The following is a 24220-nucleotide window of genomic DNA, read 5'->3' on the forward strand; positions in this document are numbered from 1 at the left end:
CTTAATCCTTAAAATTCAGCAAACGCACCAACACCTACTTGATCTGATGCTCTCGTAATTTCATCGCTATCTTATTATGAGAAACCGCTAATCGCTCAGCAAGTTTTCTTGTCGTTGGATATAGGGGATATAACTGCTCTAATAAACCTCGTTCAAAATCAGCCTGTGCATCTGCCCAGCTCTTCTCCTCACTGACTTTCACTGTTTTATTCTGTTCACCTTGCAACACTTTATCTAACTCTACTTTTAGATCGCTGGCATTTATTTTACTGCCTTGATTTAATGCAACAACGCTAAAAAGCACATTTTGTAATTGCCTAATATTACCCGGCCAAGCATATTGTTTTAACAATGAAATAGCATCTTGAGTAAGTTCAATATTCACGGAATCATAATTATCTGAACTTGCAACTTGCTTAATCGCATTTTGGATAAAAAAATCAGCCAATAAAGGAACATCTGAAGCTCTATCACGTAGTGCTGGTAAGTTTAGACTTAACACATTTAAGCGATAAAAAAGATCTTCTCGAAACTTTTGCTCAGCGATAAGCTTTGCCAAGTTTTGATGTGTAGCACTAATGAGCCTAACATTAGCCTTTAATTCCTTAGTCCCCCCCACGCGGCGATAAGTGAAGTCTTCTAGAAACCTTAATAATTTTGCTTGTAAATAACTCGACATTTCAGCTATTTCATCCAGAAATAAACTGCCACCATCAGCCAATTCAATTAAGCCTGGCTTGCCACCTTTTTGGGCACCAGTAAAGGCACCACTTGCATAACCAAATAACTCACTCTCTAATAAGTGTTCTGGTAATGCAGCACAATTAACTGCTAAAAATGGCGCTTTATTTCTCACACTCGCATTATGTATCGCGCGTGCAATGAGCTCTTTCCCCGTTCCTGTTTCACCATTAATTAATACCGGCAATGTTAATTCAGCAAAGCGCTTGCTCTGCTCTTTAATTAGGTTAATTTCACTAGACTGACCAATAATACTGTCAAAGTCATGCTGCTGACGAGATTGCATCAACGAGATTTGACGCCCTAAGGTATTCATTGTTCTAAGGACAACCACAGCACCAGAAACCTGCTCAACAGGTTGCTTTTGCTCGTTAAGTTGTGGTGAAAATACTGGCGTGATATCGGCTAAATATCCCTTTCCATTAATGGTAACCGCGTGACTACTCGCATCTTCAAAAAAGAATGATGTATGTAATTGCTTTAAAAAATTCGTTAGCGGCTTACCAATATATTCAAATTGCTCAGATTGATTGATGTCAGATAACCCTTGATGATGAGCAATGAGTACCTTAGTTGCCTGATTAATCGCTAAGATATTCCCTTGTTTATCGACATCTATGATCGGCTCTGGAATTTTATCTAATAATGCCTGCAAATGATTTTCTCTTTGCTCACTTGGCATTAGCGAGATTCTAGCAACGTTAATAATGCCCTGAACAGAACGTAGACATTGTTCTAAATCCTTTAAGGATAAATCTTCATGTTCGAGGTGAGCATAAGTAAAGCAACTGGTAATTTCCACGGCCTTTAAATTCCATGTTTGCTGAGCAAACAAAGTTAAAATTTCTTGGGAAATACCAATTCTATCCGTAGATTCGATAACAACTTTCATCGTTAATCTCCATAAATAATCGCTCCAACATACAGCTTAGACACTCACCCGTACTAAATAAAGTACAGAGTAATAATTTTAGTACAACCATAATACCCTAAAATAACAGGTATTAAAGCGATTAAAATGACAAATTTAATATTATCATGGCACTCTGTACTATTTTTATTACAAAATAAAATCAAATCATATTACTACGATACACAAAAAAACAGGTAATCCTTTACAAAACAACAACTTACGAAGTTGGCAGACTAATTGCTCTTTACCTGTTCATTGATATGAAAGGATTGAAAAACACTTTTTTAATACTAAAGACCTTGGCCATTATTGCTTTAGTAAAGTGGCAAGCTTCATAGCAAAAAATAAAAATAAATAATCAATTAACTACGCAAGAGAGTCTTATGACGAAGTTCAAAAGTAATCACATCGAAACCAATGCAATTCATGCAGGTAGAATAAATGATGAACAATTTGGTTCATTAGCAACGCCTTTATATCAAACCTCTACCTTTATTTTTGATGATGCTCAACAAGGTGGCGATAGGTTTGCGGGTGAAAGTGAAGGCTATATTTACACCAGATTAGGCAATCCAACGACTCGTCAACTTGAACAACGTGTTGCAGCAATGGAAGGAATGGATGATGCTGCGGCGACAGCAACAGGTATGGCAGCAGTTTCAGCAGCATTACTGACCAATCTTCAATCAGGCGATCATATGATTTCGTCAAAAGCTGTATATGGCTGCTCTTATGCTTTAATGAGCCACATGCTGAAAAAATTCAATATTGAAGTTACCTTTGTTGATATGACAGAGCCTGAAAATATTAGTGCCGCAGTAAAAGAAAATACTAAATTAATTTTTTTAGAAACACCTATTAACCCAAACCTTGTGGTACTTGATTTAGCAAGCATATGCGCAATTGCCAAAAAGCATCAATTAATCTCTGTTGTCGACAATACTTTTTTAACGCCTGTACTTCAACAACCCGTCAAATTTGGCGCAGATATCGTAATTCACAGCGCCACTAAATACCTTAATGGTCATGGTGATGTTGTGGCTGGCATAGTGTGTAGTAACTTTGAAATGATCAATGAAATCAAAATGACGGCATTGAAAGATATCGGTGGCACAATCAGTCCTCATGATGCTTGGCTCATTATGCGTGGTTTAAAAACATTACCTATTCGAATGGAACGCCACTGTAGTAATGCTCAAACTGTTGCCGAGTTTTTAGAAAACCACCCAAGTGTAGCCAGAGTTTATTACCCAGGTCTAAAAAGCCATCCAGGCAACAAATTTATCGGTGAGCAAATGAAAGCGCCGGGCGGAGTCATTGCTTTTGAACTTAATACCGATTTAACTGGCGGTAGTGATTTCATTAACCGAATGAGCTTATTTTCCATTGCCGTAAGTTTGGGTGATGCTGAATCATTAATACAGCACCCTGCTTCAATGACTCACTCACCTTATACGCCAGAAGAGCGTCAAGATGCAGGTATTAGTGATAGTTTGATTCGTATCTCGGTTGGTCTTGAAAACGTGGAAGACTTAGTTGCAGATTTAAAACAATCCCTCGATTTAATTGAGGTCAAAGCAATTTTCGATGCTAAGCATCAAGCAGCTGCTGATACAAAAAATAGCAAGCAAACTGTCGATACCTTATAGTTTCTGCGGTAACAGCCAAGAAAAAGCTCAGCTACTTTAGCTGAGCTTTTTCTATTTAATTGGGCTAGATATTTTAAGGCTCAAATATTACTGATAAGCCCGGTAATAGCTTACCTTTAAGAGCTGTTAATTGTTGCTCACTATACGGTTTTAGTGGTAACTGCCCCCAAATAGGCTTCGGCCAAGTTGCATCGGTTTTATATCGAACAACATGATGAACATGCAACTGCTCAACAACATTGCCTAGTGCGGCAACATTCATTTTATCACCGCCAAATACCTGCATTAACAACTCGCTAATTAAACTAGACTCATTTTGCAATTGTTGCTGTTGCTGCCAGTTAAGTTGATAAACATCTTTTATATTGTTTACCTTGGGCACTAATATAAACCAAGGGTACTGGCTATCATTGCACAATAACAGTTTAGATAACGGTAACTCAGCTAGAGTTATACAATCATGCTGTAATTGCGAATGTAAAGTAAAGTCATTATCTGTGAGTAGCTCTTGCTCATCAGTCAGCTCACTATTTTGATCAGAAGATGACACTGTCATGTTATTTCCTTTTATTTTTACGGCCTCTACCACGCGCTAGTTTTTTAGCTTCTCGCGCAGCAATACGTTTTTCTTCTAGTTCAGCGAAATGAACATTTTCTTCATTTACCATCTCGGGTAATTCAAAAGAAATTGCACCCAATGTTTTATCGCGGATTTCATTGATAAGGATCACAGACGCTTTATGTAAGTCAACTCTACCACCACTTTTAACACAACCTCTCGCACGACCTAATGCTTCAATAAGATCTTCTTCATGCTCAGGTAATTCTTTAAATTTATAGCGTTCAAGTAATCTTTCAGGATAAGCTTTTAATAAATATTCAGCAGCAAAATAAGCTATTTCATCATGATCAAAAGCAGTATCCTTTACTGCACCAGAAACAGCTAATCGATAACCACTATTTTCATTAGCGATTTTCGGCCAGAGCATTCCAGGAGTATCAAATAAGTACAACCCTTCTTCTAACCTGATCCTTTGTTGCCCTTTAGTAACGGCAGGTTCATTACCGACCTTAGCTTTAGTTTTTCCTACTAAAGTATTGATAAGTGTAGATTTACCAACATTGGGTATTCCCATTATCACCGCATTAATCTGTTTACCTGTTTCATCTTTATTTGGAACTAATTTACGTATTAATGTTGGGATAGTTTTAGCAACACTGGGATTATCTGTGGTGAGGGCTATGGCTTTAACATTATGCTGGGATTCTAAATAATCTAACCAAACTTGGGTAACATTAGCGTCAGCTAAATCACTTTTATTCAAAATTTTAATCAGCGGTTTGTCACCTCTGATTTCTGTGATCATTGGATTTTCGCTACTAAAGGGGAGTCGCGCGTCACACACTTCAATTACCACGTCTATTTGCGGTAATATTTCTTTAATCTCTTTTTGCGCTTTATGCATGTGGCCTGGAAACCAGTTAATCGCCATGATATTCCTAATGAACAAAGGGGAAGTTGGCGCAATTTTAGCGCTAAAAAGACAAAAGATAAATAATAAGCCAATAACTTACCTAAAGTACTTACTCATTATCGTTGAATAATTCAATGGAAGAAGCTAACTATTCAACTGACGCATTTTATATTGACTAGGGCTATAACCGTAAAATTGTTTGAAGCAACGACTAAAGTGACTGGTATTCATAAAGCCTAACTCAAAACAACATTGTGTAACTGTCTTGCCAGCTTTTAACAAGTTCGCTGCAGTATATAGGCGTCTTTGCTGTTGAAAGGCAATAGGACTACAACCCATATGTTGTTTAAATGCATTGAAAAACTTTGTTCGGCTCATACAAGCTAAACGTGCTAAAGAATCAATATCAAGGTGCTCACTTAAATGCTGCTCAATGTAATTAACAACCGCAGTTAACCCGTTAATTTCAGGGTCTTTTTGACAAAAAGATAACAGGAACTCTCTTGTTTGGTGGTGCAATAATCGGATCACCAGTTCAGAAACGGCTAAGGAAATCATGGCGCTACGCTCTGTGTGATTCTCACCATAAATTTGTACGATACGATTTAATACCGCTTGTGTTTGCGTATTATGATGAGTATGCACAAGATTGTGATGATATTGCCAATGACCAAATGTCTTATCTAGTGTTTGCTGTGCATTAAGTGTGTCAGCAACTTGATTAATCCGATCTTTAGAGATTTCTAAAGCTAAACATGTGGTAGGTTTTGATAGCTGTGCCGTTGGGAAGTCTATTTCAACTTGGCTGTTTGGCGTCATAATAAATGATTCATGAGGCAGAAAATCACTATCGAAATTATCTACATCACTATGCATGATCTTTTTACCTGTCACCATGGCACAAAACAGTAACTGATCAGACTTTAGCTGAACTCTATCAGCTTTTTGATACGTATCATAAATACTTAGCTCTGATTCAGGACCAGCATAACTAATTTTATTCTCAACTAATACTTGAGGAGTACTTCTCGACTTATCAATAACCTGAGTAATCATTCTCACGCCATCCATGTAGGTTGATTCACTTTCTGAACTAGCAGACAAGTTTTGTGAATTTACAGCACAGTTAAAAGAACAGTAATTGTCTAAGGTTAACCTTGTTGCCTTTAAACAACTAAAAAAATAACCAATAAAAAAGAAAAATTCAACGAAAATTATCTTGAGGAAGGATTATGATTTATACCACACCGGGTACAGAAGGTGCTGTCATTAACTTTAAAACACGCTATCAAAACTTCATTGGTGGTCAATGGGTAGAACCACAAAATGGTAAATACTTTGACAATGTTAGTCCTGTAAATGGCAAACCGTTTTGTCAAATACCTCAATCTGATGAGCAAGATATTGAGCTGGCACTAGATGCAGCACATAAAGCAAAAGACTCTTGGGGCACCACATCAGTTACCGAACGTTCAAATATTTTATTAAAAATTGCTGACACAATAGAGCAAAACTTAGAGCTATTAGCGGTTGCTGAGACGTGGGATAACGGTAAAGCTGTACGTGAAACGTTAGCAGCAGATGTACCATTAGCCGTCGATCATTTCAGGTATTTTGCCGGATGTTTACGTGCACAAGAAGGCTCTATTGGTGAAATAGATGAGATGACAGTCTCTTACCATTACCATGAACCATTAGGTGTTGTTGGACAAATTATTCCATGGAACTTCCCTTTACTTATGGCTGCTTGGAAACTTGCCCCGGCTTTAGCAGCAGGAAATTGCATCGTATTAAAACCTGCAGAGCAAACGCCTGCGTCAATTTTAGTACTCATGGAACTAATTGAAGATTTAATACCAGCGGGAGTATTAAACATAGTAAATGGCTTTGGAGCTGAGGCGGGTCAAGCACTAGCAACAAGCAAACGTATTGCTAAAATAGCGTTTACCGGTTCAACACCGGTGGGTTCACATATTTTAAAATGTGCTGCTGAGAATATCATTCCTTCTACAGTTGAGCTAGGTGGAAAATCACCCAACATTTTCTTTAATGACGTACTCGAGCAAGAAGATGAATACTTAAGCAAATGTATTGAAGGTGCTGTACTTGCTTACTTTAACCAGGGTGAAGTATGTACCTGCCCTTCTCGTTTATTAATTCAAGAGGAAGCCTACCCTAAATTTATTGAGATGGTCATTGAACGCACCAAAGCCATTAAGCGCGGTAATCCACTAGACACTGACACTATGGTTGGTGCTCAAGCCTCACAAGAGCAATTTGATAAAATACTATCCTATATTGATATAGGCAAAAAAGAAGGTGCCCAATTACTAATGGGTGGCGATGTGGAGCAAGTAACCGCTGAATTTAATAATGGTTTTTATATACAACCAACATTATTAAAAGGTGAAAATGATATGAGGATATTCCAAGAAGAAATCTTTGGCCCTGTTATTTCTGTTACTACCTTTAAAGATGAAGCCCAAGCCCTTGAGATCGCAAACAGTTCAGAGTTTGGTTTAGGTGCCGGTGTTTGGACAAGAGACACTAACCTTGCCTATAGAATGGGAAGAAAGATACAGGCAGGAAGAATATGGACTAATTGCTATCATATGTACCCAGCTCATGCGGCTTTTGGCGGCTACAAAAAGTCAGGTGTGGGTAGAGAAACCCATAAAATGGCACTTGAACATTATCAACAAACGAAAAATGTATTGACCAGTTACGATGTGAACCCGTTAGGCTTTTTCTAATTGCTTAAAAAACAAACTATCTAATTTAATAACGCGAGAAGACATTGTCTTACTCGCGTTTTTTCTGGCTAATGTCCTCATAATTGATGATAATAAAATCTCTTTTCTTTAGAGTAATTATCAGTTTTCATGAGTAAAAAATTTTACGTCGTTTGGAAAGGTGCCAAAACAGGTATATTTACCAGTTGGCCTGAAGTACAACAACATACGGCTGGGCGCTCCGATGCCCAATTTATGGGGTTTGAATCAAAGCAAGCCGCAGAAGCCGCTTTTGCCTCCACTTACACTAAAGCATTAATGCAACGCTCTTTAAAAAATGGCGGAGCAAAGAAAGCCTCTACAAGTAAAACAAGTACTAAAACTCCCCAAGAAAGCGTTGCTGCTGATATTGAAATATATTGCGATGGTGCTTGTTCACCTAACCCTGGAAAATCAGGAACAGGGTTGGCGGTATATGAGCTAGCTGATAATAAATTACAGTTAACAGCGCTCTATTATGGCCTGTATCAAGAGATGGGAACCAATAACACCGCTGAATTAAATGGCTTGTTATATGCGTTCAAATTAACACAACATATGCTAAATAATGCTTCAACACCTAAGAAAATCACAATTTTATCAGACTCAAAGTATTCTATTGATTGCATCACTAAATGGGCGAAAGGCTGGGAAGCAAAAGGTTGGACTCGCCCAAAAGGCGAAGAAATAAAAAACCTTGAGGTAATAAAGACATGCTACGCCTTGTATCAAAAGCTAAAAAGCACCATTAGAATTGTCCATGTAAAAGGTCACGCTGATATAGAAGGTAATGAGCTTTCAGATCGTATGGCTGTACTTGCTAGAAAGGAAAAACAAGTTAAACTCACGCCTTATACAGGGGAACTTAACATTAAAAAAATTCTTGCGATGGAATCAGGTTAACCGTGTTAATTTATATTTTAATTACTTTAGCACTGCTGCTTGCAACATCATTACTGTTAACAAAAATATTCAGTTTACCACGTAATATAAGCTTGCTTTTTATTGCTCAACCCCTTGTTGGTTGTTCAGCGCCAATTATTGTCTTCATTGGTGGGATTTTATCAAGTCAGATGGCAAGTGATCCTTCTATGGCAACCTTACCTATTACTCTTATGATCCTAGGGGTAGCCTCTGCATCAATCCCAGCAGCAATGTTGGCGAAGAAAAAAGGTAGGAAGTTTGCCATTTTGTCAGGCCTAAGTTGTTCATTAACAGCAGCATTTTTAGCAGCTTATGCGGCTTATCAACTTAATTTTGCTTTATTTGCCTTGGCAAGTTTACTATTTGGCATTGGTGGTGCTTTTACCCATCAACTTCGCTTTGCCGCGATAGAAAGTAGTACTAATAGTGCAGATATCCCTAAAGTATTATCAATTTTGATGTTAAGTGGTGTGTTCGCAGCATTCTTAGGGCCTGAAACGGCTGTAGTAGCTAAAGAATGGATAACATCTCCTCATGGGTATGTTGGCTCTTTCATATTGCTTGCCTTACTTATTTTTTCTGCCATGTTACTGATAATTTTCTTCAAAAACCCAACAATCAATCATGAAGAAACCATTGGCGAAGCTAGGCCTTTAAATACCATCATCAGCCAGCCTATTTTTATCATTTCTATATGTTCAGCGACTATTGGCTATGCATTAATGAGTTATTTAATGACGGCAACTCCTCTAAGTATGCACCATATGCAAGGACACAGCTTACATGATACGAAGTGGGTTATTCAAAGCCATATTGCCGCGATGTATATTCCGTCGTTATTTGCACCTTGGCTAATTAAGAAGTTTGCTCTAAAAGGCATCTTATTGCTAGGCACGATGATTTATAGTGTTGTGGCTATTGTTGCCCTGTCAGGGCAACATGTCATGCATTACTGGTGGGCACTCATGCTACTTGGTGTTGGTTGGAATTTCTTATTTTTAACCGGTACATCTTTACTACCACAAAGTTATCAATCCAGTGAGAGACATAAAGTACAAGCAACCAATGATTTCATTCTTTTTGGTTTTCAAGCCCTCGCCTCTCTTATGGCTGGTTGGGTTTTATTTAATGCAGGCTGGCAATGGGTTGTATTATCTAGCTTACCCTTTATTATTATTCTATATTTCGTCGCTGGCTATTATTGTTTAAATAAGTCAGAAAAATTGATAAATAAATCACCTCACAATTAAAGGAGTAAATTATGAGCAATGGCGTAATGGTTATTGTAATAGTATCAGTGATTTTCGGTGTGCTTTATGAAATGTATAAAAAACATTTAGAGTTCAAAAGCAAAACATTAAAGTACAACCAAGAAAATGATGAACAAAATAACGAACTAAAACATCAAGTTGAGCAATTAACCAAACGAGTGCAAACACTCGAAAAAATTGTGACCGATGAAGGCTACCAAGTTCAAAAAGACATAAATAATTTATAGTATGTTGGGCAATATCGTTAGATGAAACTTATCATGAAAACTGAGTTTGACAACCTCAGATTAAGCCCATTTCATAGTTATGAAACAGACTCTAATGGAGACAAACAAGTTGTTAAAATTTATTGTGGTGAATTACTCATAGCTAAAAAAGTTAAATTGAAAAAATCAATTCGCTATTTTGGCATTAAAGATTATCAAGAGTATTTATCACCCGAAAAAGAATAAAGTAATGCTTATAAACAGCTAACTATAGCGACTACTTTTTCAACATTGATTTTAGATCAGCAAAAGGATTATAGGTTGCTGTATCTTGATTGGTTTCGCCAGCTTTAATTTCTGTTTGATATTGCGCATGCTCAGTATACTTTGCATGCTCATTGTCATGGCAATAAATACAAAGTAACTCCCAGTTGCTACCATCATTTGGGTTATTCGTGTGATCATGATCGATATGATGGACCGTAAGCTCTTTAATATTCGAATATTCAAACTCTCGTGCACATCGCCCGCAAACCCATGGGAACAATTTAAGCGCGCGATCTCGATAGCCTTTCTCTTGCTGCTTATAATGAGCACTTGTACCAAAGCGATCTGAAGACATATATTACTCGATGTTAGAAAAATTCAGCTTAGTGTATTGCGAAGCCGTTTGTTAAGCAATACACACTAGTGAAGAATTAATCATGCAATGTACTTATCTCATTTTCCGTTTGCTTAGTTAATAGCTCCATGGTTTTTCCGTGAGGTATAGGTAAACGGGTATTAGGATCTACTTGCACAAAAACAATATCATCAGCTAAACAAATAGTTTTTTTCGTGGCTTTATTACGCACTAGGCAGGTTATTGTTATTGATGTTTTACCAACTTTCTTGGTTTCAAGGCCAAACTCAACGACATCACCTTGTAATGCAGCAGATTCAAAGCTTATTTCACCAATATGCTTGGTCACCAAGCAATTTGTCTCTAGCTGACATATTGCATAAATTGCAGCTTCTTCATCAATCCATTCTAACGCTCTGCCCCCAAATAGAGAATTGGCATAATTCAAATCGTTTGGCATAACAAGTCGTCTAGAAAGAAAGCGCATAATAAACCTTAAAAAAATAAAATAACAATAAGGTTTATTATAGCAACACTACAAAATTAGAGCTAATACTCAACAAGTAATAATCTCAATTAAGAGAACATTTTTTTCAAACTATCAGCAAATTCAACAAACTTTTCTTTCATACTACGTTTGATTTCAATATCTACTCCACTAAATATTGAAAGTCCTTCAATAATAATAGTTGGTGCATTGGCGTTAGCTTGAGTTGCGACTTCATTGTCAACGCTACCAAAAATACAAAATGCTTTTGAAATAACATTCACATTCTCAGGAACATAGATACTATCACCACTGAATAAGCTAAATATCTTAATTCTTACAACATCTTGGCAAAATTGGGCATGAGTAAGATCAATTTCAGTACCACTAAAAATACTAAAATATCTTAACTCTTTCGGCAGTTTAAATGCACCTCCGCGAGTACTACCGCTAAATACATTGACCATATAATCAACTTCTTCAGTTTCCTCCTGCCTAAAATTAGGTGCCATATCTTGCTTTTTACTCTCAACAAAAGCTTTATCCACTGCTAGAGGTAAATCTTGCGTTAACTCTTTTAACGCTTTATTACATTGAAATTCCATCGCTTGGTCTAAGCGCCTTTCAAAGGCTTGATAAGATAATTCGCCATGACTGTAATTCATAATCAGTTGGTCGATTACTTCACTACGTACGGTTTCTACCGGTCTATCTTCAAGAGTTACTGACATTGATAATTCCTTTTGTAAAAATATTTATAAATTAACTATATACAATGTATTCCCTTAAGCAAGCAACACACCAAAAAACCAAAACCATTAATTAACAATAGGTTATGTGTTCTGAGTATCTATGGTTTTGTGAAATAAACAAATAAATAGTTTTTTTCACCATACATTTAGTCAACAGATGGAGTCAAAGGAATAGGGAGAAAAAGATAAACAGCACAGGCAACATATTATCTTTATAAGATAGGCTGTAAGGGGAAAGTCACTATAAGTCGCGTACTTTTATTGCTGGATTTCCGGCATAAAAACAGCTTTTTTCAACAGACTTAGTTACTACACTGCCTGCGCCAATAACACTATTTTCGCCAATTGTGACACCAGCAAGTACAATGACGCCTGCACCTAACCAAACATTATTTTCTAGTGTGATACCTTGAGCGTAATTGTGCTTAAACTGCTGTCTTTGCATCGGGTTCATATCATGACTTACTGCTAACAGCTGAACATTCGGCCCTATTAAGCAATCATCACCAATTGTAATAGCACCATCATCAGCTAGGTTTTCAATTTGTTGAGAATTGCTAATTTTGTTGCTGTCAATTAAAGTGCAATGACTATTAATGTAGACTCTATCGCCCAAGTAAATGTTTTCTGCATAATCACAATGAAAGCCTGATTCAATATAAACATGTTCGCCACATTGACCTAAAAATGACTTTAATCGTTTTAAGTTACCTTTACTTGGGCTTTTACTAAAGAGCCGACAGACTTCGTGCACAGTTTTACGCTGTGCTATTAGTGATGGAGTTAAACTATCAAAGGCTCTTATCACAATATACCTATTAATGCAAAGCACCGGTAAAAGGTAAGCCTGCGCAAATTTTACCTTCTGCAATCAAAATTTCTTCTAACCTTTCATCAACTTCATTTTTATCAAAATACTCATAAGCAAGTTCAACAAATAGGTTTTTATGTTTTTCTTCAGATTTAGCAATCGCCAGATAAAAATCTTTATCTTTGCCTTCAGGTAACGCTTTTGAAACTAAATAAAAACGCTCATATCCTCTTGCTTCAATTACCGCAGCAACCAATAATCGATCAAGTAAAAACACATCACGACCATTTCTAAACAGTGCTCTTACCTGCTTAATGTAACTGTCCTTTTTATCGTCAGCCAGCATTACACCACGAGCAGATAACAGTTTTAATACCTGCTTAAAATGAATTAATTCTTCAATGGCCAAATCAGTCATAGCACGCACTAACTTGGTTCTGTCAGGGTAATGAGATAATAAAGACACTGCCATACCTGAAGCTTTTTTCTCAGCTGCAGCGTGATCTTGTAAAAAGAAGTCAAAGTTAGCCAACACTGCATCTGTCCATGCTTGTGGCGTATCAAATTTTAAATCAAACATAATTACTTAAATAAGGAGAAAAAGAATTGAATTTTACCTATAAAGCGCCAGCTTAAAAAGCAAATTATTTTCAATAGTTGATTCTTTTAATGATTTTAATTAAAAGAGAACTTTATCTACTTTGCCTTGACTGGTTGACTCAACTTTTAGAGGATGCTTAATGCCCTGCCAAGCTCGTACTTTACCGGCAATGTTAATTTTGTAGAAATCGTTTTTAATAGAATCCTCAGGGTTTATTGAGATAAATGAAAGTAACTTTTGAAAACTCGTTCTGTCACTGATATTAATTGATAACAGATCAGACTCTCGTGTGGCAAAATATTGTTTTACTGCTTGATGATGTTGTTCATAGCATGCTAACAAAAAATCATCATTTGAAATATTCTCCAATGTTAGCGGGGAAAATACCTCGTTATAGCAACGCTTCATAATCGGGTTAAAGCCACCATCTTCACGTTGCAAATTAGTATACATTCTTTGTAATAACTGTTTTATCGACGGTACCCATAATTTTGATTCCCGCTCAAGATAAATAAATTTACTACCAGGAAATGCCTTATCTAACGCTTGATAATCACAAAAAATAGGCGTATCAGCTATGACTTGAGCTTGTTGAAAAGACACTTGAGTAAACGCAGTATGCGCCGTTTTAAAACCAAGCTCTAACATAGCTAAACAAATACTGGTTGTTGAGGTTCGAGGTAATCCAATAATAAAGATTTTGCCCTGAAAAGGTGTGGAATAAGACAATGTTATGCACTACTTAAGTTACCGATAAAAAAGTGATTATAAACCTTAGTCTAATTGACACAAATCAAAAACTGCTTACATTGGTAAGCCATACTAAAGCTAATAATGATTAGCAACAGGTAAAGGCTTCATATGACAGTAGATTATCAAGAATATGACAAAATTAAGTGGGAAAAATACTTAAAATCAGGCAACAGAATTTTTATTGGCTCTGGCGCTGCCGTTCCAAATGCGTTGATTGACAACTTAATTGAAAATAGTGGAAAGTTTCATGACATAGAAACCGTACATATTCTAACGCTATCAGAAAATGTTTGGGCAAAACCTGAACACAAAGACTTATTTAAAGTAAATAGCTTATTTATTGGCGGTAAAAACATTAGAGAAGCCATAGCCGAAGGGCGCGGCGATTATACCCCTTGTTTTATTTCTGATGTGCCACGATTGTTTAATGAGAACAGCCTCCCTCTTGATGTCGCCTTAATCATGGTCAGCCCTCCTGATGAGTATGGCTACTGCTCATTAGGTGTCAGTGTTGATATTGTCTCTGCCGCTGTCAAATCAGCAAAATATGTCATCGCACAAATTAACCCGAAAATGCCAAGAACAAATGGCCATAGCTTCGTACATTTAAACCAAATTACCGCTTGGATGAATGTAGAACAAGAACTTCCACAGTTTATACCACCTGATGTTGATAGGCGCACAGAACAAATTGGCCAATACGTATCTATGCTGGTAGAAAATGGTTCAACCTTACAAATAGGTATCGGTAAAATACCAGAAGCTGTTTTACGCTATTTAGCTAACCATAAAGATCTTGGTATCCACAGTGAAATGATTTCTGATGGTGTTATCGACCTAATGCTTAAAGGTGTAATAAACAATCGCAAGAAGACTTATCATAAAGGTAAGGCGGTTGTTACCTATTGTATTGGTAGCCAAAAAGTATATGACTTTGTTGATGGAAACCCGCATATTGAATTCTACCCATCAGAGCACATCAATTCACCTGCTAAAATTGCTAAAAATGACAATATGGTGTCAATCAACAGTGCAATAGAAGTCGACTTAACGGGACAAGTCGTCTCTGATTCTATTGGCTATCAATTTTACAGTGGTATCGGTGGTCAGGTTGACTTTGTACGCGGCGCTTCATTGAGCCATGGTGGTAAAGCGATTATTGCCCTACCTTCTACGACAAAAGACGGCAAAATATCGCGTATTGTGCCTCACATTACCGAAGGTGGTGGTGTAGTAACATCAAGAGGTCATGTTGCCTATGTAGTCACTGAGTTTGGCATTGCTTCTTTGCAAGGTAAAAGTATCAGAGAGCGCGCATTAGAATTAATTAGGATTTCGCACCCTAAATTCAGAGATAAATTATTAGCCGATGTTCGCAACCATTATTGGGTACCTGAATACCAAGAGAGCTCGCCTAGTTCGGTGCCTGAATTAGGTGCAGTCGAGTTGAAGAAGTTTACTTTTAAAGATATTGGTTACACCCTGCGCCCGCTAGCTCCTGCTGATGAAAGGAAGCTGCAAGAATTCTTTTATTCTCACAATAAAGAAACACTTATTATGAGATATAACCATCATGTCACCCAAATGACGAGGGAGAAATCGTGTAATCTTGTGAGTGTTAATCAGCATAGCGATCTTGCTCTTTGTTTTACCAAAAAAGACTATTTAGGTGAAGCCATACAAGCGGTAGCACGCTATTACTTTATCGAGAGCACTAACTCAGGTGAAGTCGCCTTTGTAATCAAAGAAAGTTTACGTGGAATGGGCATGGCTAGTACTTTGTTGGGCGAAATGATCTCCATCGCAAAAATTAGAAAGCTTGATAGTTTAGTCGCTTGCGTAAGAAGAGATAATGCTTCAATGCTCAAAGTATTTGAAAAAGCAGGATTTATCAGGCAACCTAGCGACGATTTTGATGAAGTAAGTTTAAAGTTACCATTAAGCGCTGAAGGAAAGTCAGCATGAGTAAATTAATAGCAAGATGATAAGAGAGTAATTATGCCCGTTGGAATAATAGGCCACTATCGCTGTGGTGAACATGATATGGGTGAGCACCACCCTGAAAATGGCAAGCGCCTAACTGCAATTTCAGATCAACTGATCCGAAGTGGCTTAGATTATGTTGTCCGTCAGTTTGATGCCAAACCAATTGATAAGTCATTATTTGCTCTTGCTCATACTCAAGAGTACGTCGATTTTGTTTTTAACAATGCCCCTGATGAAGGGACCTTTGTTGTCGGTGAAGACACAGTGATGAACCCTAAAACATTACCGGCTATATTATTATCTGCAGGTGCAGCTATTGATGCTGTAGATCTTGTAATGGATGGCACATTAAGCTCAGCTTTTTGTGCTACTAGGCCACCAGGACATCATGCTGAACATGATAAAGGCATGGGTTTTTGTTTTTTCAATAATGTAGCGGTAGCTGCTGCTTACGCTAAAGAAAAATATCAGTTAAAACGCGTTGCTATTGTTGATTTTGATGTTCATCACGGTAATGGTACAGAAGATATTGTCAGAAACAAATTTAAAGACAATGAAGGTTACTTATTTTGTTCAAGTTACCAATACCCATTTTACCCCTTTGAAATGCATGAAAGTGATACACCACCTATTATTAATACGCCTTTGGCAGCTACAACTAAAGGGGAAGACTTTAGAAAAGCAATTTCAGAACACTGGTTGCCCGCTTTGAGAACATTTAAACCCGATATTATTTTTATTTCTGCCGGTTTTGATGCCCATATTGAAGATGACATGTCGCAAGTAAGTTTAACTGAGGCCGACTATCGTTGGGTAACAGATGAGTTAAAAGCCATTGCCAATGAATATGGAGAAGGCAGAATAGTCTCATTACTTGAAGGTGGCTATTCACTTAGTGCCCTAGGACGAAGCGTGGTTGCGCATATTAATGGTTTAATTGGCAATTAACTCGTTATAAATGCGAATATCAACTCAATAAAATATCAACTAAATATAGTCATAAGATGAATTTAGGGCGTAATCTCTACTTAACAAGGCTAAGTGAAAACAAGCAAGAATAAATAAATCGAAATCAAAGAAAGATCAGAACCAAAAAGGGTTAATAACATTGTTATTAACCCTTTTAAATATCTAGCTTTACGTATGCTTTAGCTTAAAAATACCACTCAACACTAAATTGAGCATGATCATCATCTCTAAGCATAAATGCAGTATCTATAGAGTCACTACTTTGTAGTAATCTAATATCTAAACTTGCTTTGAAATTATCACCAAACCGTCGGCTGGCCTCCATTAAAAAGCTATTGGCACTATGGTCAAGATCAGTGCCCAAACCCATTAACACTTCCGTACTTTGCATATCATTAAATGCCAAGCGAGTACCTAGAAATAAATCATTTTGAAATACCGAACCTGAATGACCAAACTCAACAGTATTAAAATCAACTACGCCGCGAGAATCCCATGCATATTCAGTTAGCAACCCTAAATCAAGATTGCTATCAAATATACCAATAAAGCTATATTCAAAGCCTGCTTGAGTCGCAACAAAGCTTTCAGTGCTAGTTTTGCGATAAATAGTTTCAAACTTCCACAACCAATCACCTAGTGTGGCTTGAACATCAAGGCCAAGCTGATCCATTTGATTATAATATTGTTGAAGTACTAAACTTTCACCGTTATGACTTGGCGTTAAAATAGGCTCTCTGTTTGTACCGTGAAACCAGTAACTACCAAGATCAAAATCACCAATACTATGGGCCCAGCGCAAAGCTACATCTAAATGCTGTTGTTTTGCTGATGATTCATAAGTTACATTGTCTTTATCAACCACAATTGGTCCACGCAATCGACCTTGTTCACTGGCAAAAGTTCGCTCTCTAAAACCAGGTAAGATAAAGAAGTCTACGATTCCCCAATCCTGCACCAAAGATAAGTTAATCATTTGCTGGCCTAATTTATCTTCGCCATCAAAATCTTCTACGTTATCAGTTTGATTTATCACATCGACTAAATGTTGAAACTCGGTAACTCCCCAAAACTCTTTACGAATACCTACTCGCAACTCCCAGTCGTCTTCAGCATGAATATAAGCTAACTCTCTAATATCGCCATGTTGACGATTATCATCTTGGCTATCAACGCGATAAAATGGCGTAAAAATAATGCTGTCAAAGCCATCATTCCAGCTCCAATAGAGTTCTGGTTCTAATGCTACTGATGATTGCCCACCGTCAAACTGCCCAGCAAACTGGGCATCTTTGAAGAAGTGGCGATGCTCAACAGAAACCTTTCCTGACAACTCAAACTCTGCTGCAGTTACCGTACTAGCGGTTAAAACACTTGAAGCAAGTACTGAAGTAAACCATGTACTTTTCATTTTATCTTGCTCGTTTTAATGAGTTACGATTAAAGTCACTGTCTTTTAAACCTGTTTTAAATTGGTAGTTACTCCACTTTAATTCAGTACTTTTTCCACTTTGATGATTTACCATATGCTGCACATCTGCACGCCAATGCTTATCCAAGTATTGCTTGTAATCACTAAACGTTAATGTTTTAAGTAAGGTGTTTTTACGATCATAAAATTCGATTTTCTGAACGCGATATTCACTTTGATCAATCCAAACTATACGTCTTGTATATCCTGAATTTTCATCAACTGGATACTGCTCTACTTTAAAACTCATTTCACCATTTGCCGCTTCATCACCTAAGTACTTATACGTATACTTCTCAACTTCAAATGAACTTAAATCTTCAAATGCAAATTCAGACCCCATAAATGGACCAGATTTATTACGAGAAGAAATACGTTTTACGCGCTTTAAAGCCGGTAAAAACAACCACTGTTCATCAGCCTCTACAGGGTGAGAAAAACTTAGAAATGCAGTCCCTTTAACATCTCTGGGTTTATTAAAAATTGTTAAACTTTTATCACCATCGTTCATAATCTCAAGGGATTTCATTTTGATTTCGCGAATACTTTCTTGTCCCTGCTTATTTTTTAATATCATTAGCATGTCGGCTGATGAATCTGCCCAACCTTCGTCTTTTTTCTTAGACTCTAATGAGATTTCTAAGCCTTTTTGCTCCTCTGCTGTCATTGCATTTGCAGTAAGTGAAGTAAAGCCTAATATCAAACTTGATAAAGTCGCAAAAACTAATTTTTTATTTAACATAATTTGTCCATATATTTTTAAAGTTACTGGTAAATATCGTACTAACTTGAGCTTGTTGAAGACTCTAAAGCATTTGTTTTTAATGCTTGCTGTTTTTTATTCTTATTTTTCTCTATTGCCATTAGCAGAGGCGGTAAGAAAAGAAAATCAACAACTAAGGCTACAAAGATGGTTACAGCAGTTAACAGCCCCATTTCAGCATTCATTCTAAAAGACGATTGCGCTAATACACTAAAACCTGCGACTAACACAAAAGTCGTTATCCAAAGCGCTCTACCTACATTATCAAAAGCATAGTGCACCGCTTCATATGTGCTAGCCTTTTTCTCACGTTTAGCATGGATATATTTACTTAAAAAGTGCACAGTATCGTCAACAACAATACCTAACGTCATACCGATAACAACAGACAAACCTAAGCCAACCTGACCGCTGTAAAGCCCCCATAAGCCAAATGCAATGGCTGCAGGTATTAAATTGGGTAACAAGCTGATAAAACCAAACTTCACATTCTTTAAAGCAAAGCCTAATAATAATGAAATCAAAACTAATGCTAAGGTAGTTCCTACCAACATACTGGTAATATTACGTTTTCCAATATGAGCAAACATCAAACTAGGGCTTGCAAAATCAACATCATATTGTGGTGCATTTTCGCTAAACCATTTACGCATTTCACTTTCAATGTTAATTAACTGATTACTTGTCATATTTTTAAATGTAGCTACAACCCTTGATGAAGATTTATCAACGTTTAATTGGTTGTTTAAATCTAAACCGTAAGGTAACGACATTTCATAAAGCAATAAATATTGTGCAGAAAGCTCTTGGCTGTCAGGTAATTTATACCAAGCGGGATCATCACCATGCATATTCTTATTTAAACGCTTTAACGTATCTGTAATGGTATTAACATGATCTGTTTCAGGTCTATCACGCAACCAATCGGTAAAATCTGATACCGCATTCAGGTATTGCGGGTCGTTTATGCCACTTGCTGTGCCTGTTTTTACAGAGATCTCAACCGCCATCATGCCTGATAAATGCTCTTGCATATAATCCGTCGCAGCACGATAAGGTACGCTCTTATCAAAGTATTTAACAAAGTCATCATTAAGTTCATTCTTAGGAATAAATGATGCCGATAATAAGATAAACACACTCGTTGTAATTAACAGAGCTTTGCGATTACCAATGACAAAGTCAGCGAGCTTAGCCATACTATCTTTTTTATTTTCAGGTTTAGCCTTTACTCTAACCGGTAAGACAGTCAACAATGCTGGAAAAATAGTCACTGAAAAAACAAAAGCTAACATTACACCGATAGCCACAAGATTACCTAAATCTCTAAAAGGAGGAGAGTCAGAAAAATTCATACTCATAAAGCCAATAGCTGTGGTTATACTCGTCAGAAATATTGGCTGAAAGTTAATTTTAATACTTCTAGCAATGGCGGTTCTTTTATCCGCACCTTGACGCATTTCGTAGAACATTGAAGTTAAAATATGGACACAATCTGCAACAGCCAAGGTTAAGATCATTGTTGGAGCCGATGCAGAAGGTCCTGTAAGGTAAAAACCTAACCAACCAGCAAGTCCCATCGTAGTAACAATACTCATAATAATGATAAGTACGGTTGCAACAGTGCCAGTTATTGTACGAAGTAGTAGACCAATAGTGATAATAACAACAAGGAACATTAATGGAATTAAAGTAGCATTGTCACTCAGTGCAGATTCGGTAAATGAGGTATTCATCATAATCATGCCAGAAAGCATCACTTGAGTTTCCGGATTCTCTGCTAAATACTTTGCCTTAATGGCTCTGACACTTTCCGCTACTTGCGGGGTCTCAGTTAATGGATCAATACCCGGCAATTGCACTGTGACATTGACGACAGAAACATGACCACCTTTAGCAATAATCTTATTCACTAATAATGGCTCACTTAAGGCAACTTGTTTAATTCTCTCAAGATCCATTGCTGATAAACGATCGGTACGCATTACAAGATCTTCTACGATCATGTCGTCTTCTTCAGCAAAGGTATATTGAAAATTAGTAATAGAGTCTACCCGAGTAGAAAATGGTACTTGCCAACTTGCCTTAGTTAATGACTTTAAAGTTTCAAGATGTTCTGCACTGAAAACATTACCGTCTTTAGGAACAACAATAAAAGCGACATTATCCGTTTTATTGTAAATCTTTTGCATTGACTCAAAAGCAGTCAACTGCGGATTTTCTTCCCCAAAAAAGACTCTATAGTCATTCTTAAAAACTAACTTTTGTGCTCCTGCACCAGAAAATACCATCACAGTGATACAGACAAGTATCACCCAAATCGGATATTTACCGACAAAGCTATAAAGTTTATCTCCCATGGTTTACTCCATCGTTATTGACGAATCGTCACTTTATATTTCAAAAAAACGGCGTAATACACCGTAAATTAAATTATGGCAGAAAACTAAAAGTTAAGTTCTCTTCCCTTCTCTTTTATTAACATTAGTTCGTTAGGATAAACCTGTTCGATGGTTTTTCTTAACTCACTACAATGCTTTTTTTCTTTGGTTAATGGTTTCCACTGCAAACCATCGAACAATAAATTACATTGATTAAATAATTCCCGTTCAACAATCAGATTTGTACGGCCACTACATTGTTCTACCTCTCCTGAGAGTAAAGCAATTGTTCCGTAAGCCATTGACCAATTGGCAAAACATAATTGTTGTATATCCATGTATTCAGGTAGTAATAAACTTTTATCAGCAATTGCTTCTTCAACTATGCCAAAGATAGCTCCCATTAACTTTATTTCTAACTTCTCTTGCTCTTTAATTCGAGCTTCACTCGACTTACCTATAACATTAGGCGCTTTAGCACAGATTTCTGTTTGAAAAAGTTCAGGATATAAAATCGCATATAGTAAATATGAGAAATTTGAAAGTAACATTCTTTCTCGTGTACAACCTTCAAATTGAAAAGCTCTTAAAAATAAGCCCGACAATAACTTAACTGCACGATTACTTATGGCTAGTAGTAAATCCTCTTTACCGATAAAGTGTTTATAAACCGTCCCTTTAGAATAAGGAACTTTAGCGACTACTTTATCCATAGTTAGGTTTTCAATACCTAGCAGAGCAATAAGTTTTATTGCCTCATCGATTATATGTTCTTCTCTTGCTTGAAGAGCAGCTTCATCTAGTATTCTTGGAGTCATAGTCTTTACATACCTTAAAGTGACGAAACGTCACTGACGATTCGTCAATAATAATGATTTTGTGAAAAAGATCAACAAAAATGTAAACCAACTGTACAAAACTTTTCAAAACGACACAATTTGGATTACATTAACCGAAAATAGCTCTCATCAAGCTAATAACATGCTCTACCGACTTCCCATTTTTTACTTCGGTGATAATAGATTCTCGCTTTCCTTGGATATATTCGGGTAAAGATTGATCAGCAAGCGCACGATCAACAATCATTTCAGCCGTTTGTTTTGTTTTAGCGCGCGATATTCGTGCACTTGGTGAAGTATTACTTCTGCTAGCCTTATCACGTAAACGAATGTAATTAGAGTTTAGTGCTAAATGTTCGTCAGCATAGAAAAACAGATCGACAAATAATACACGAGCTTGCCAAATTTTATGTTCAATTGTTTGCTCTGATCCAATATCGGGTTCAGCTTGGTGCCACCATGCACACGTTCTTATCGTACCAATCATATCTTGCCAATAACTATCAAAGTCATTCGACGACAGCTTAGCGATAGATAGTCCTTGGCAAAGTGCTTCAATTTTATTGTTTGTTATGGCAATGAATTGATCTGGACGCTTCATCGCAAGTAAACGTGTTGCTGCAGCTAATGGTGCTTTTTCACCTGAAGGTTTCTCAACAGTGTAAGAGGTGAAAATAGCTTTGTATGAATTTACAAATGCTTGATATTGAGCGGGAGTCACATCACCAATTAAAGGAATATGACTTAAAGCTGCATCAAAAGCTTCTGGCTGTTGTTCTAGTAACAAATGAAAAATCTTCGCACCTTTCGTTCCCGCAAACCACTCTACATCAAAAGTAAACACAGAAGGCTCATGCATCACAGTATGCTTGCCAGAGAAGGCTAAACGCTGAGTATCACTCATTTGCGCTAAAGGAATATCTCTTATAGAAGATATATAATCTAAAAAGCTCAATCGCTCTTCTAGTGCATGCAATTGTGCTTGTTGTTGAATAAAATCGACATAGATCGGCCATGGAGCAATTCTCGTCATTTCCAGCTGACTGATACTGACTGCACTAATTAAAATATCTTCTAATTTTTTAAGCGGCTTGAATTGTTCTGGCTCTAATAAATCAAAATTAATTCTGTTTTTACATACATCAAGTAATGTATTACTCCACCCTAGAAAATCATCTGGATGTTCAGTTGCTTTAACTGCCATCAGATTTAAACTAATTTCAGCTATGTATTTTAAAGCATTTTGATAGATAGCATTTTCGGCATCCGAAAGTGCCATGTTAACAGGGGAAGATAACAACTTTCTCATTAAACTATTTAGAACTCCGCAAAAGGATAATTGATTAGGGCAAAATAAATATATATTCTTTGCCACTCACACCCTTTCTTAAATTTTAAATAGCAAAAAGCCCGCAACAATGTTGCGGGCTTTTCTTAATTAGGAGCTTAGCAATGTCCCGCTTCGCTCTCACATGGGCTTCTCGTAACATAAGTCACACTACCATCGGCGCGCGGTTTATTATCTAAACCTAAATTAAAAGCTTAGCAATGTCCTACTCTCACATGGGAACTCCCACACTACCATCGGCGCTAACACATTTCACTTCTGAGTTCGGAATGGGATCAGGTGGTTCTATGTCGCTATTGTCGCTAAGCAAAAAACGTACGACCTCCACGGATGGAGGAAGTGTCTAAGTTTGTCAGGAACAAACTAGACCAATCTCGGAAATCTAATATAAATCTTGTCTTATTCAATCACAAAGTGCGTGACATTACTGTTTGTCAGTCTTCATACAAACCACTTAGGTGTTGTATGGTTAAGCCTCACGGGCAAT

23 protein-coding genes and 1 rRNA gene are annotated in these 24220 nt (G+C 37.0%); 8 read left to right on the forward strand and 16 right to left on the reverse strand.

From position 1 onward, the window contains the following. Nucleotides 1-34: 34 nt before the first annotated feature. A complete protein-coding gene (locus tag EPA86_RS11395) occupies nt 35-1633 on the reverse strand; it encodes a sigma 54-interacting transcriptional regulator (RefSeq protein WP_140603681.1) in 1599 nt (532 codons plus the stop codon). A gap of 404 nt (nt 1634-2037) precedes the next feature. Here EPA86_RS11395 and megL point away from each other — a divergent pair, with 404 nt between their 5' ends. After that, complete coding sequence (megL, locus tag EPA86_RS11400) at nt 2038-3303, forward strand: methionine gamma-lyase (protein ID WP_140603683.1); 1266 nt, start codon at nt 2038-2040, stop codon at nt 3301-3303. A 73-nt stretch (nt 3304-3376) separates the two neighbouring features. On the opposite strand, the gene EPA86_RS11405 is transcribed toward megL, so the two are convergent. The 3 genes from EPA86_RS11405 to EPA86_RS11415 form a co-directional block, all read right to left on the reverse strand. Beyond that, nucleotides 3377-3859, reverse strand: coding sequence for an HIT domain-containing protein (locus tag EPA86_RS11405; protein WP_140603685.1), 483 nt, complete (start codon nt 3857-3859; stop codon nt 3377-3379). Nucleotide 3860: 1 nt separating this feature from the next. Further along, nucleotides 3861-4796 (reverse strand): ribosome biogenesis GTPase YlqF, encoded by a 936-nt coding sequence (gene ylqF, locus EPA86_RS11410; protein WP_140603687.1) that lies wholly within the window; start codon nt 4794-4796, stop codon nt 3861-3863. Between the two features lie 126 nt (nt 4797-4922). Beyond that, nucleotides 4923-5834: a helix-turn-helix domain-containing protein gene (locus EPA86_RS11415; protein ID WP_140603744.1), complete on the reverse strand. Its 912-nt coding sequence runs from the start codon at nt 5832-5834 to the stop codon at nt 4923-4925. Between the two features lie 176 nt (nt 5835-6010). On the opposite strand from EPA86_RS11415, the gene exaC reads away from it, so the two are divergent. The 5 genes from exaC to EPA86_RS11440 all read left to right on the forward strand — a co-directional run bounded on the left by exaC (nt 6011) and on the right by EPA86_RS11440 (nt 10196). After that, nucleotides 6011-7531 carry an acetaldehyde dehydrogenase ExaC gene (exaC, locus tag EPA86_RS11420; RefSeq protein ID WP_140603689.1) on the forward strand — a complete coding sequence of 507 codons (1521 nt, stop codon included), beginning with the start codon at nt 6011-6013 and terminating at the stop codon, nt 7529-7531. 129 nt (nt 7532-7660) lie between these two features. Next, a complete protein-coding gene (locus EPA86_RS11425) occupies nt 7661-8452 on the forward strand; it encodes a ribonuclease H family protein (protein ID WP_140603691.1) in 792 nt (263 codons plus the stop codon). Nucleotides 8453-8454: 2 nt separating this feature from the next. Beyond that, entirely contained in the window at nt 8455-9723 is a 1269-nt protein-coding gene (locus EPA86_RS11430; protein ID WP_140603693.1) for an MFS transporter, read from the forward strand. A gap of 11 nt (nt 9724-9734) precedes the next feature. Further along, nucleotides 9735-9971 carry a hypothetical protein gene (locus EPA86_RS11435; protein WP_140603695.1) on the forward strand — a complete coding sequence of 79 codons (237 nt, stop codon included), beginning with the start codon at nt 9735-9737 and terminating at the stop codon, nt 9969-9971. Between the two features lie 33 nt (nt 9972-10004). Next, nucleotides 10005-10196: a hypothetical protein gene (locus tag EPA86_RS11440; protein ID WP_246058375.1), complete on the forward strand. Its 192-nt coding sequence runs from the start codon at nt 10005-10007 to the stop codon at nt 10194-10196. Nucleotides 10197-10227: 31 nt separating this feature from the next. Here EPA86_RS11440 and EPA86_RS11445 read toward each other — a convergent pair whose 3' ends face one another. The 6 genes from EPA86_RS11445 to EPA86_RS11470 form a co-directional block, all read right to left on the reverse strand. Further along, a complete protein-coding gene (locus EPA86_RS11445; RefSeq protein WP_140603699.1) occupies nt 10228-10572 on the reverse strand; it encodes a YajD family HNH nuclease in 345 nt (114 codons plus the stop codon). A 76-nt stretch (nt 10573-10648) separates the two neighbouring features. Beyond that, nucleotides 10649-11059 carry an acyl-CoA thioesterase gene (locus EPA86_RS11450; protein ID WP_140603701.1) on the reverse strand — a complete coding sequence of 137 codons (411 nt, stop codon included), beginning with the start codon at nt 11057-11059 and terminating at the stop codon, nt 10649-10651. Between the two features lie 89 nt (nt 11060-11148). Further along, nucleotides 11149-11790, reverse strand: coding sequence for a LiaF domain-containing protein (locus EPA86_RS11455; RefSeq protein WP_140603703.1), 642 nt, complete (start codon nt 11788-11790; stop codon nt 11149-11151). A 262-nt stretch (nt 11791-12052) separates the two neighbouring features. After that, nucleotides 12053-12616, reverse strand: a complete 564-nt coding sequence (locus tag EPA86_RS11460; protein WP_140603746.1) for a sugar O-acetyltransferase — start codon at nt 12614-12616, stop codon at nt 12053-12055. Nucleotides 12617-12629: 13 nt separating this feature from the next. Then, nucleotides 12630-13202 (reverse strand): tRNA-(ms[2]io[6]A)-hydroxylase, encoded by a 573-nt coding sequence (locus tag EPA86_RS11465; RefSeq protein WP_140603705.1) that lies wholly within the window; start codon nt 13200-13202, stop codon nt 12630-12632. A 99-nt stretch (nt 13203-13301) separates the two neighbouring features. After that, nucleotides 13302-13871 carry a sulfotransferase gene (locus EPA86_RS11470; protein ID WP_170309641.1) on the reverse strand — a complete coding sequence of 190 codons (570 nt, stop codon included), beginning with the start codon at nt 13869-13871 and terminating at the stop codon, nt 13302-13304. Nucleotides 13872-14084: 213 nt separating this feature from the next. On the opposite strand from EPA86_RS11470, the gene EPA86_RS11475 reads away from it, so the two are divergent. Further along, nucleotides 14085-15941, forward strand: a complete 1857-nt coding sequence (locus EPA86_RS11475; RefSeq protein ID WP_140603709.1) for a GNAT family N-acetyltransferase — start codon at nt 14085-14087, stop codon at nt 15939-15941. Between the two features lie 33 nt (nt 15942-15974). Further along, the gene (locus EPA86_RS11480) at nt 15975-16910 is read left to right on the forward strand and encodes a histone deacetylase family protein (protein WP_140603711.1); all 936 of its coding nucleotides are present in this window, start codon (nt 15975-15977) and stop codon (nt 16908-16910) included. Nucleotides 16911-17115: 205 nt separating this feature from the next. Here EPA86_RS11480 and EPA86_RS11485 read toward each other — a convergent pair whose 3' ends face one another. From EPA86_RS11485 to rrf, 6 genes are all read right to left on the reverse strand, one after another. Beyond that, entirely contained in the window at nt 17116-18342 is a 1227-nt protein-coding gene (locus EPA86_RS11485) for a hypothetical protein (RefSeq protein ID WP_140603713.1), read from the reverse strand. Between the two features lies 1 nt (nt 18343). After that, nucleotides 18344-19144, reverse strand: coding sequence for an outer membrane lipoprotein-sorting protein (locus tag EPA86_RS11490; protein ID WP_140603715.1), 801 nt, complete (start codon nt 19142-19144; stop codon nt 18344-18346). 41 nt (nt 19145-19185) lie between these two features. Next, on the reverse strand, nt 19186-21525 hold the full coding sequence (locus EPA86_RS11495) for an efflux RND transporter permease subunit (protein ID WP_140603717.1): 2340 nt from the start codon (nt 21523-21525) through the stop codon (nt 19186-19188). An 86-nt stretch (nt 21526-21611) separates the two neighbouring features. Further along, nucleotides 21612-22364 carry a TetR/AcrR family transcriptional regulator gene (locus EPA86_RS11500; protein ID WP_140603719.1) on the reverse strand — a complete coding sequence of 251 codons (753 nt, stop codon included), beginning with the start codon at nt 22362-22364 and terminating at the stop codon, nt 21612-21614. Nucleotides 22365-22494: 130 nt separating this feature from the next. After that, nucleotides 22495-23694: a hypothetical protein gene (locus EPA86_RS11505; RefSeq protein ID WP_140603748.1), complete on the reverse strand. Its 1200-nt coding sequence runs from the start codon at nt 23692-23694 to the stop codon at nt 22495-22497. A gap of 231 nt (nt 23695-23925) precedes the next feature. After that, nucleotides 23926-24040 (reverse strand): 5S ribosomal RNA (rrf, locus tag EPA86_RS11510). Between the last annotated feature and the right edge of the window lie 180 nt (nt 24041-24220).

Source organism: Litorilituus lipolyticus, assembly GCF_006439335.1.
Taxonomy (GTDB): Bacteria; Pseudomonadota; Gammaproteobacteria; order Enterobacterales; family Alteromonadaceae; genus Colwellia; species Colwellia lipolytica.

What these genes read in the sequence shown, in the direction of transcription:
- EPA86_RS11395 (WP_140603681.1), bottom strand. Translation starts at nt 1,633, where the DNA reads ATGAAAGTTGTTATCGAATCTACGGATAGAATTGGTATTTCCCAAGAA.
- megL (WP_140603683.1), top strand. Translation starts at nt 2,038, where the DNA reads ATGACGAAGTTCAAAAGTAATCACATCGAAACCAATGCAATTCATGCA.
- EPA86_RS11405 (WP_140603685.1), bottom strand. Translation starts at nt 3,859, where the DNA reads ATGACAGTGTCATCTTCTGATCAAAATAGTGAGCTGACTGATGAGCAA.
- ylqF (WP_140603687.1), bottom strand. Translation starts at nt 4,796, where the DNA reads ATGGCGATTAACTGGTTTCCAGGCCACATGCATAAAGCGCAAAAAGAG.
- EPA86_RS11415 (WP_140603744.1), bottom strand. Translation starts at nt 5,834, where the DNA reads ATGATTACTCAGGTTATTGATAAGTCGAGAAGTACTCCTCAAGTATTA.
- exaC (WP_140603689.1), top strand. Translation starts at nt 6,011, where the DNA reads ATGATTTATACCACACCGGGTACAGAAGGTGCTGTCATTAACTTTAAA.
- EPA86_RS11425 (WP_140603691.1), top strand. Translation starts at nt 7,661, where the DNA reads ATGAGTAAAAAATTTTACGTCGTTTGGAAAGGTGCCAAAACAGGTATA.
- EPA86_RS11435 (WP_140603695.1), top strand. Translation starts at nt 9,735, where the DNA reads ATGAGCAATGGCGTAATGGTTATTGTAATAGTATCAGTGATTTTCGGT.
- EPA86_RS11440 (WP_246058375.1), top strand. Translation starts at nt 10,005, where the DNA reads ATGAAAACTGAGTTTGACAACCTCAGATTAAGCCCATTTCATAGTTAT.
- EPA86_RS11445 (WP_140603699.1), bottom strand. Translation starts at nt 10,572, where the DNA reads ATGTCTTCAGATCGCTTTGGTACAAGTGCTCATTATAAGCAGCAAGAG.
- EPA86_RS11450 (WP_140603701.1), bottom strand. Translation starts at nt 11,059, where the DNA reads ATGCGCTTTCTTTCTAGACGACTTGTTATGCCAAACGATTTGAATTAT.
- EPA86_RS11455 (WP_140603703.1), bottom strand. Translation starts at nt 11,790, where the DNA reads ATGTCAGTAACTCTTGAAGATAGACCGGTAGAAACCGTACGTAGTGAA.
- EPA86_RS11465 (WP_140603705.1), bottom strand. Translation starts at nt 13,202, where the DNA reads ATGTTTGATTTAAAATTTGATACGCCACAAGCATGGACAGATGCAGTG.
- EPA86_RS11470 (WP_170309641.1), bottom strand. Translation starts at nt 13,871, where the DNA reads ATGTTAGAGCTTGGTTTTAAAACGGCGCATACTGCGTTTACTCAAGTG.
- EPA86_RS11475 (WP_140603709.1), top strand. Translation starts at nt 14,085, where the DNA reads ATGACAGTAGATTATCAAGAATATGACAAAATTAAGTGGGAAAAATAC.
- EPA86_RS11480 (WP_140603711.1), top strand. Translation starts at nt 15,975, where the DNA reads ATGCCCGTTGGAATAATAGGCCACTATCGCTGTGGTGAACATGATATG.
- EPA86_RS11485 (WP_140603713.1), bottom strand. Translation starts at nt 18,342, where the DNA reads ATGAAAAGTACATGGTTTACTTCAGTACTTGCTTCAAGTGTTTTAACC.
- EPA86_RS11490 (WP_140603715.1), bottom strand. Translation starts at nt 19,144, where the DNA reads ATGTTAAATAAAAAATTAGTTTTTGCGACTTTATCAAGTTTGATATTA.
- EPA86_RS11495 (WP_140603717.1), bottom strand. Translation starts at nt 21,525, where the DNA reads ATGGGAGATAAACTTTATAGCTTTGTCGGTAAATATCCGATTTGGGTG.
- EPA86_RS11500 (WP_140603719.1), bottom strand. Translation starts at nt 22,364, where the DNA reads ATGACTCCAAGAATACTAGATGAAGCTGCTCTTCAAGCAAGAGAAGAA.
- EPA86_RS11505 (WP_140603748.1), bottom strand. Translation starts at nt 23,694, where the DNA reads ATGAGAAAGTTGTTATCTTCCCCTGTTAACATGGCACTTTCGGATGCC.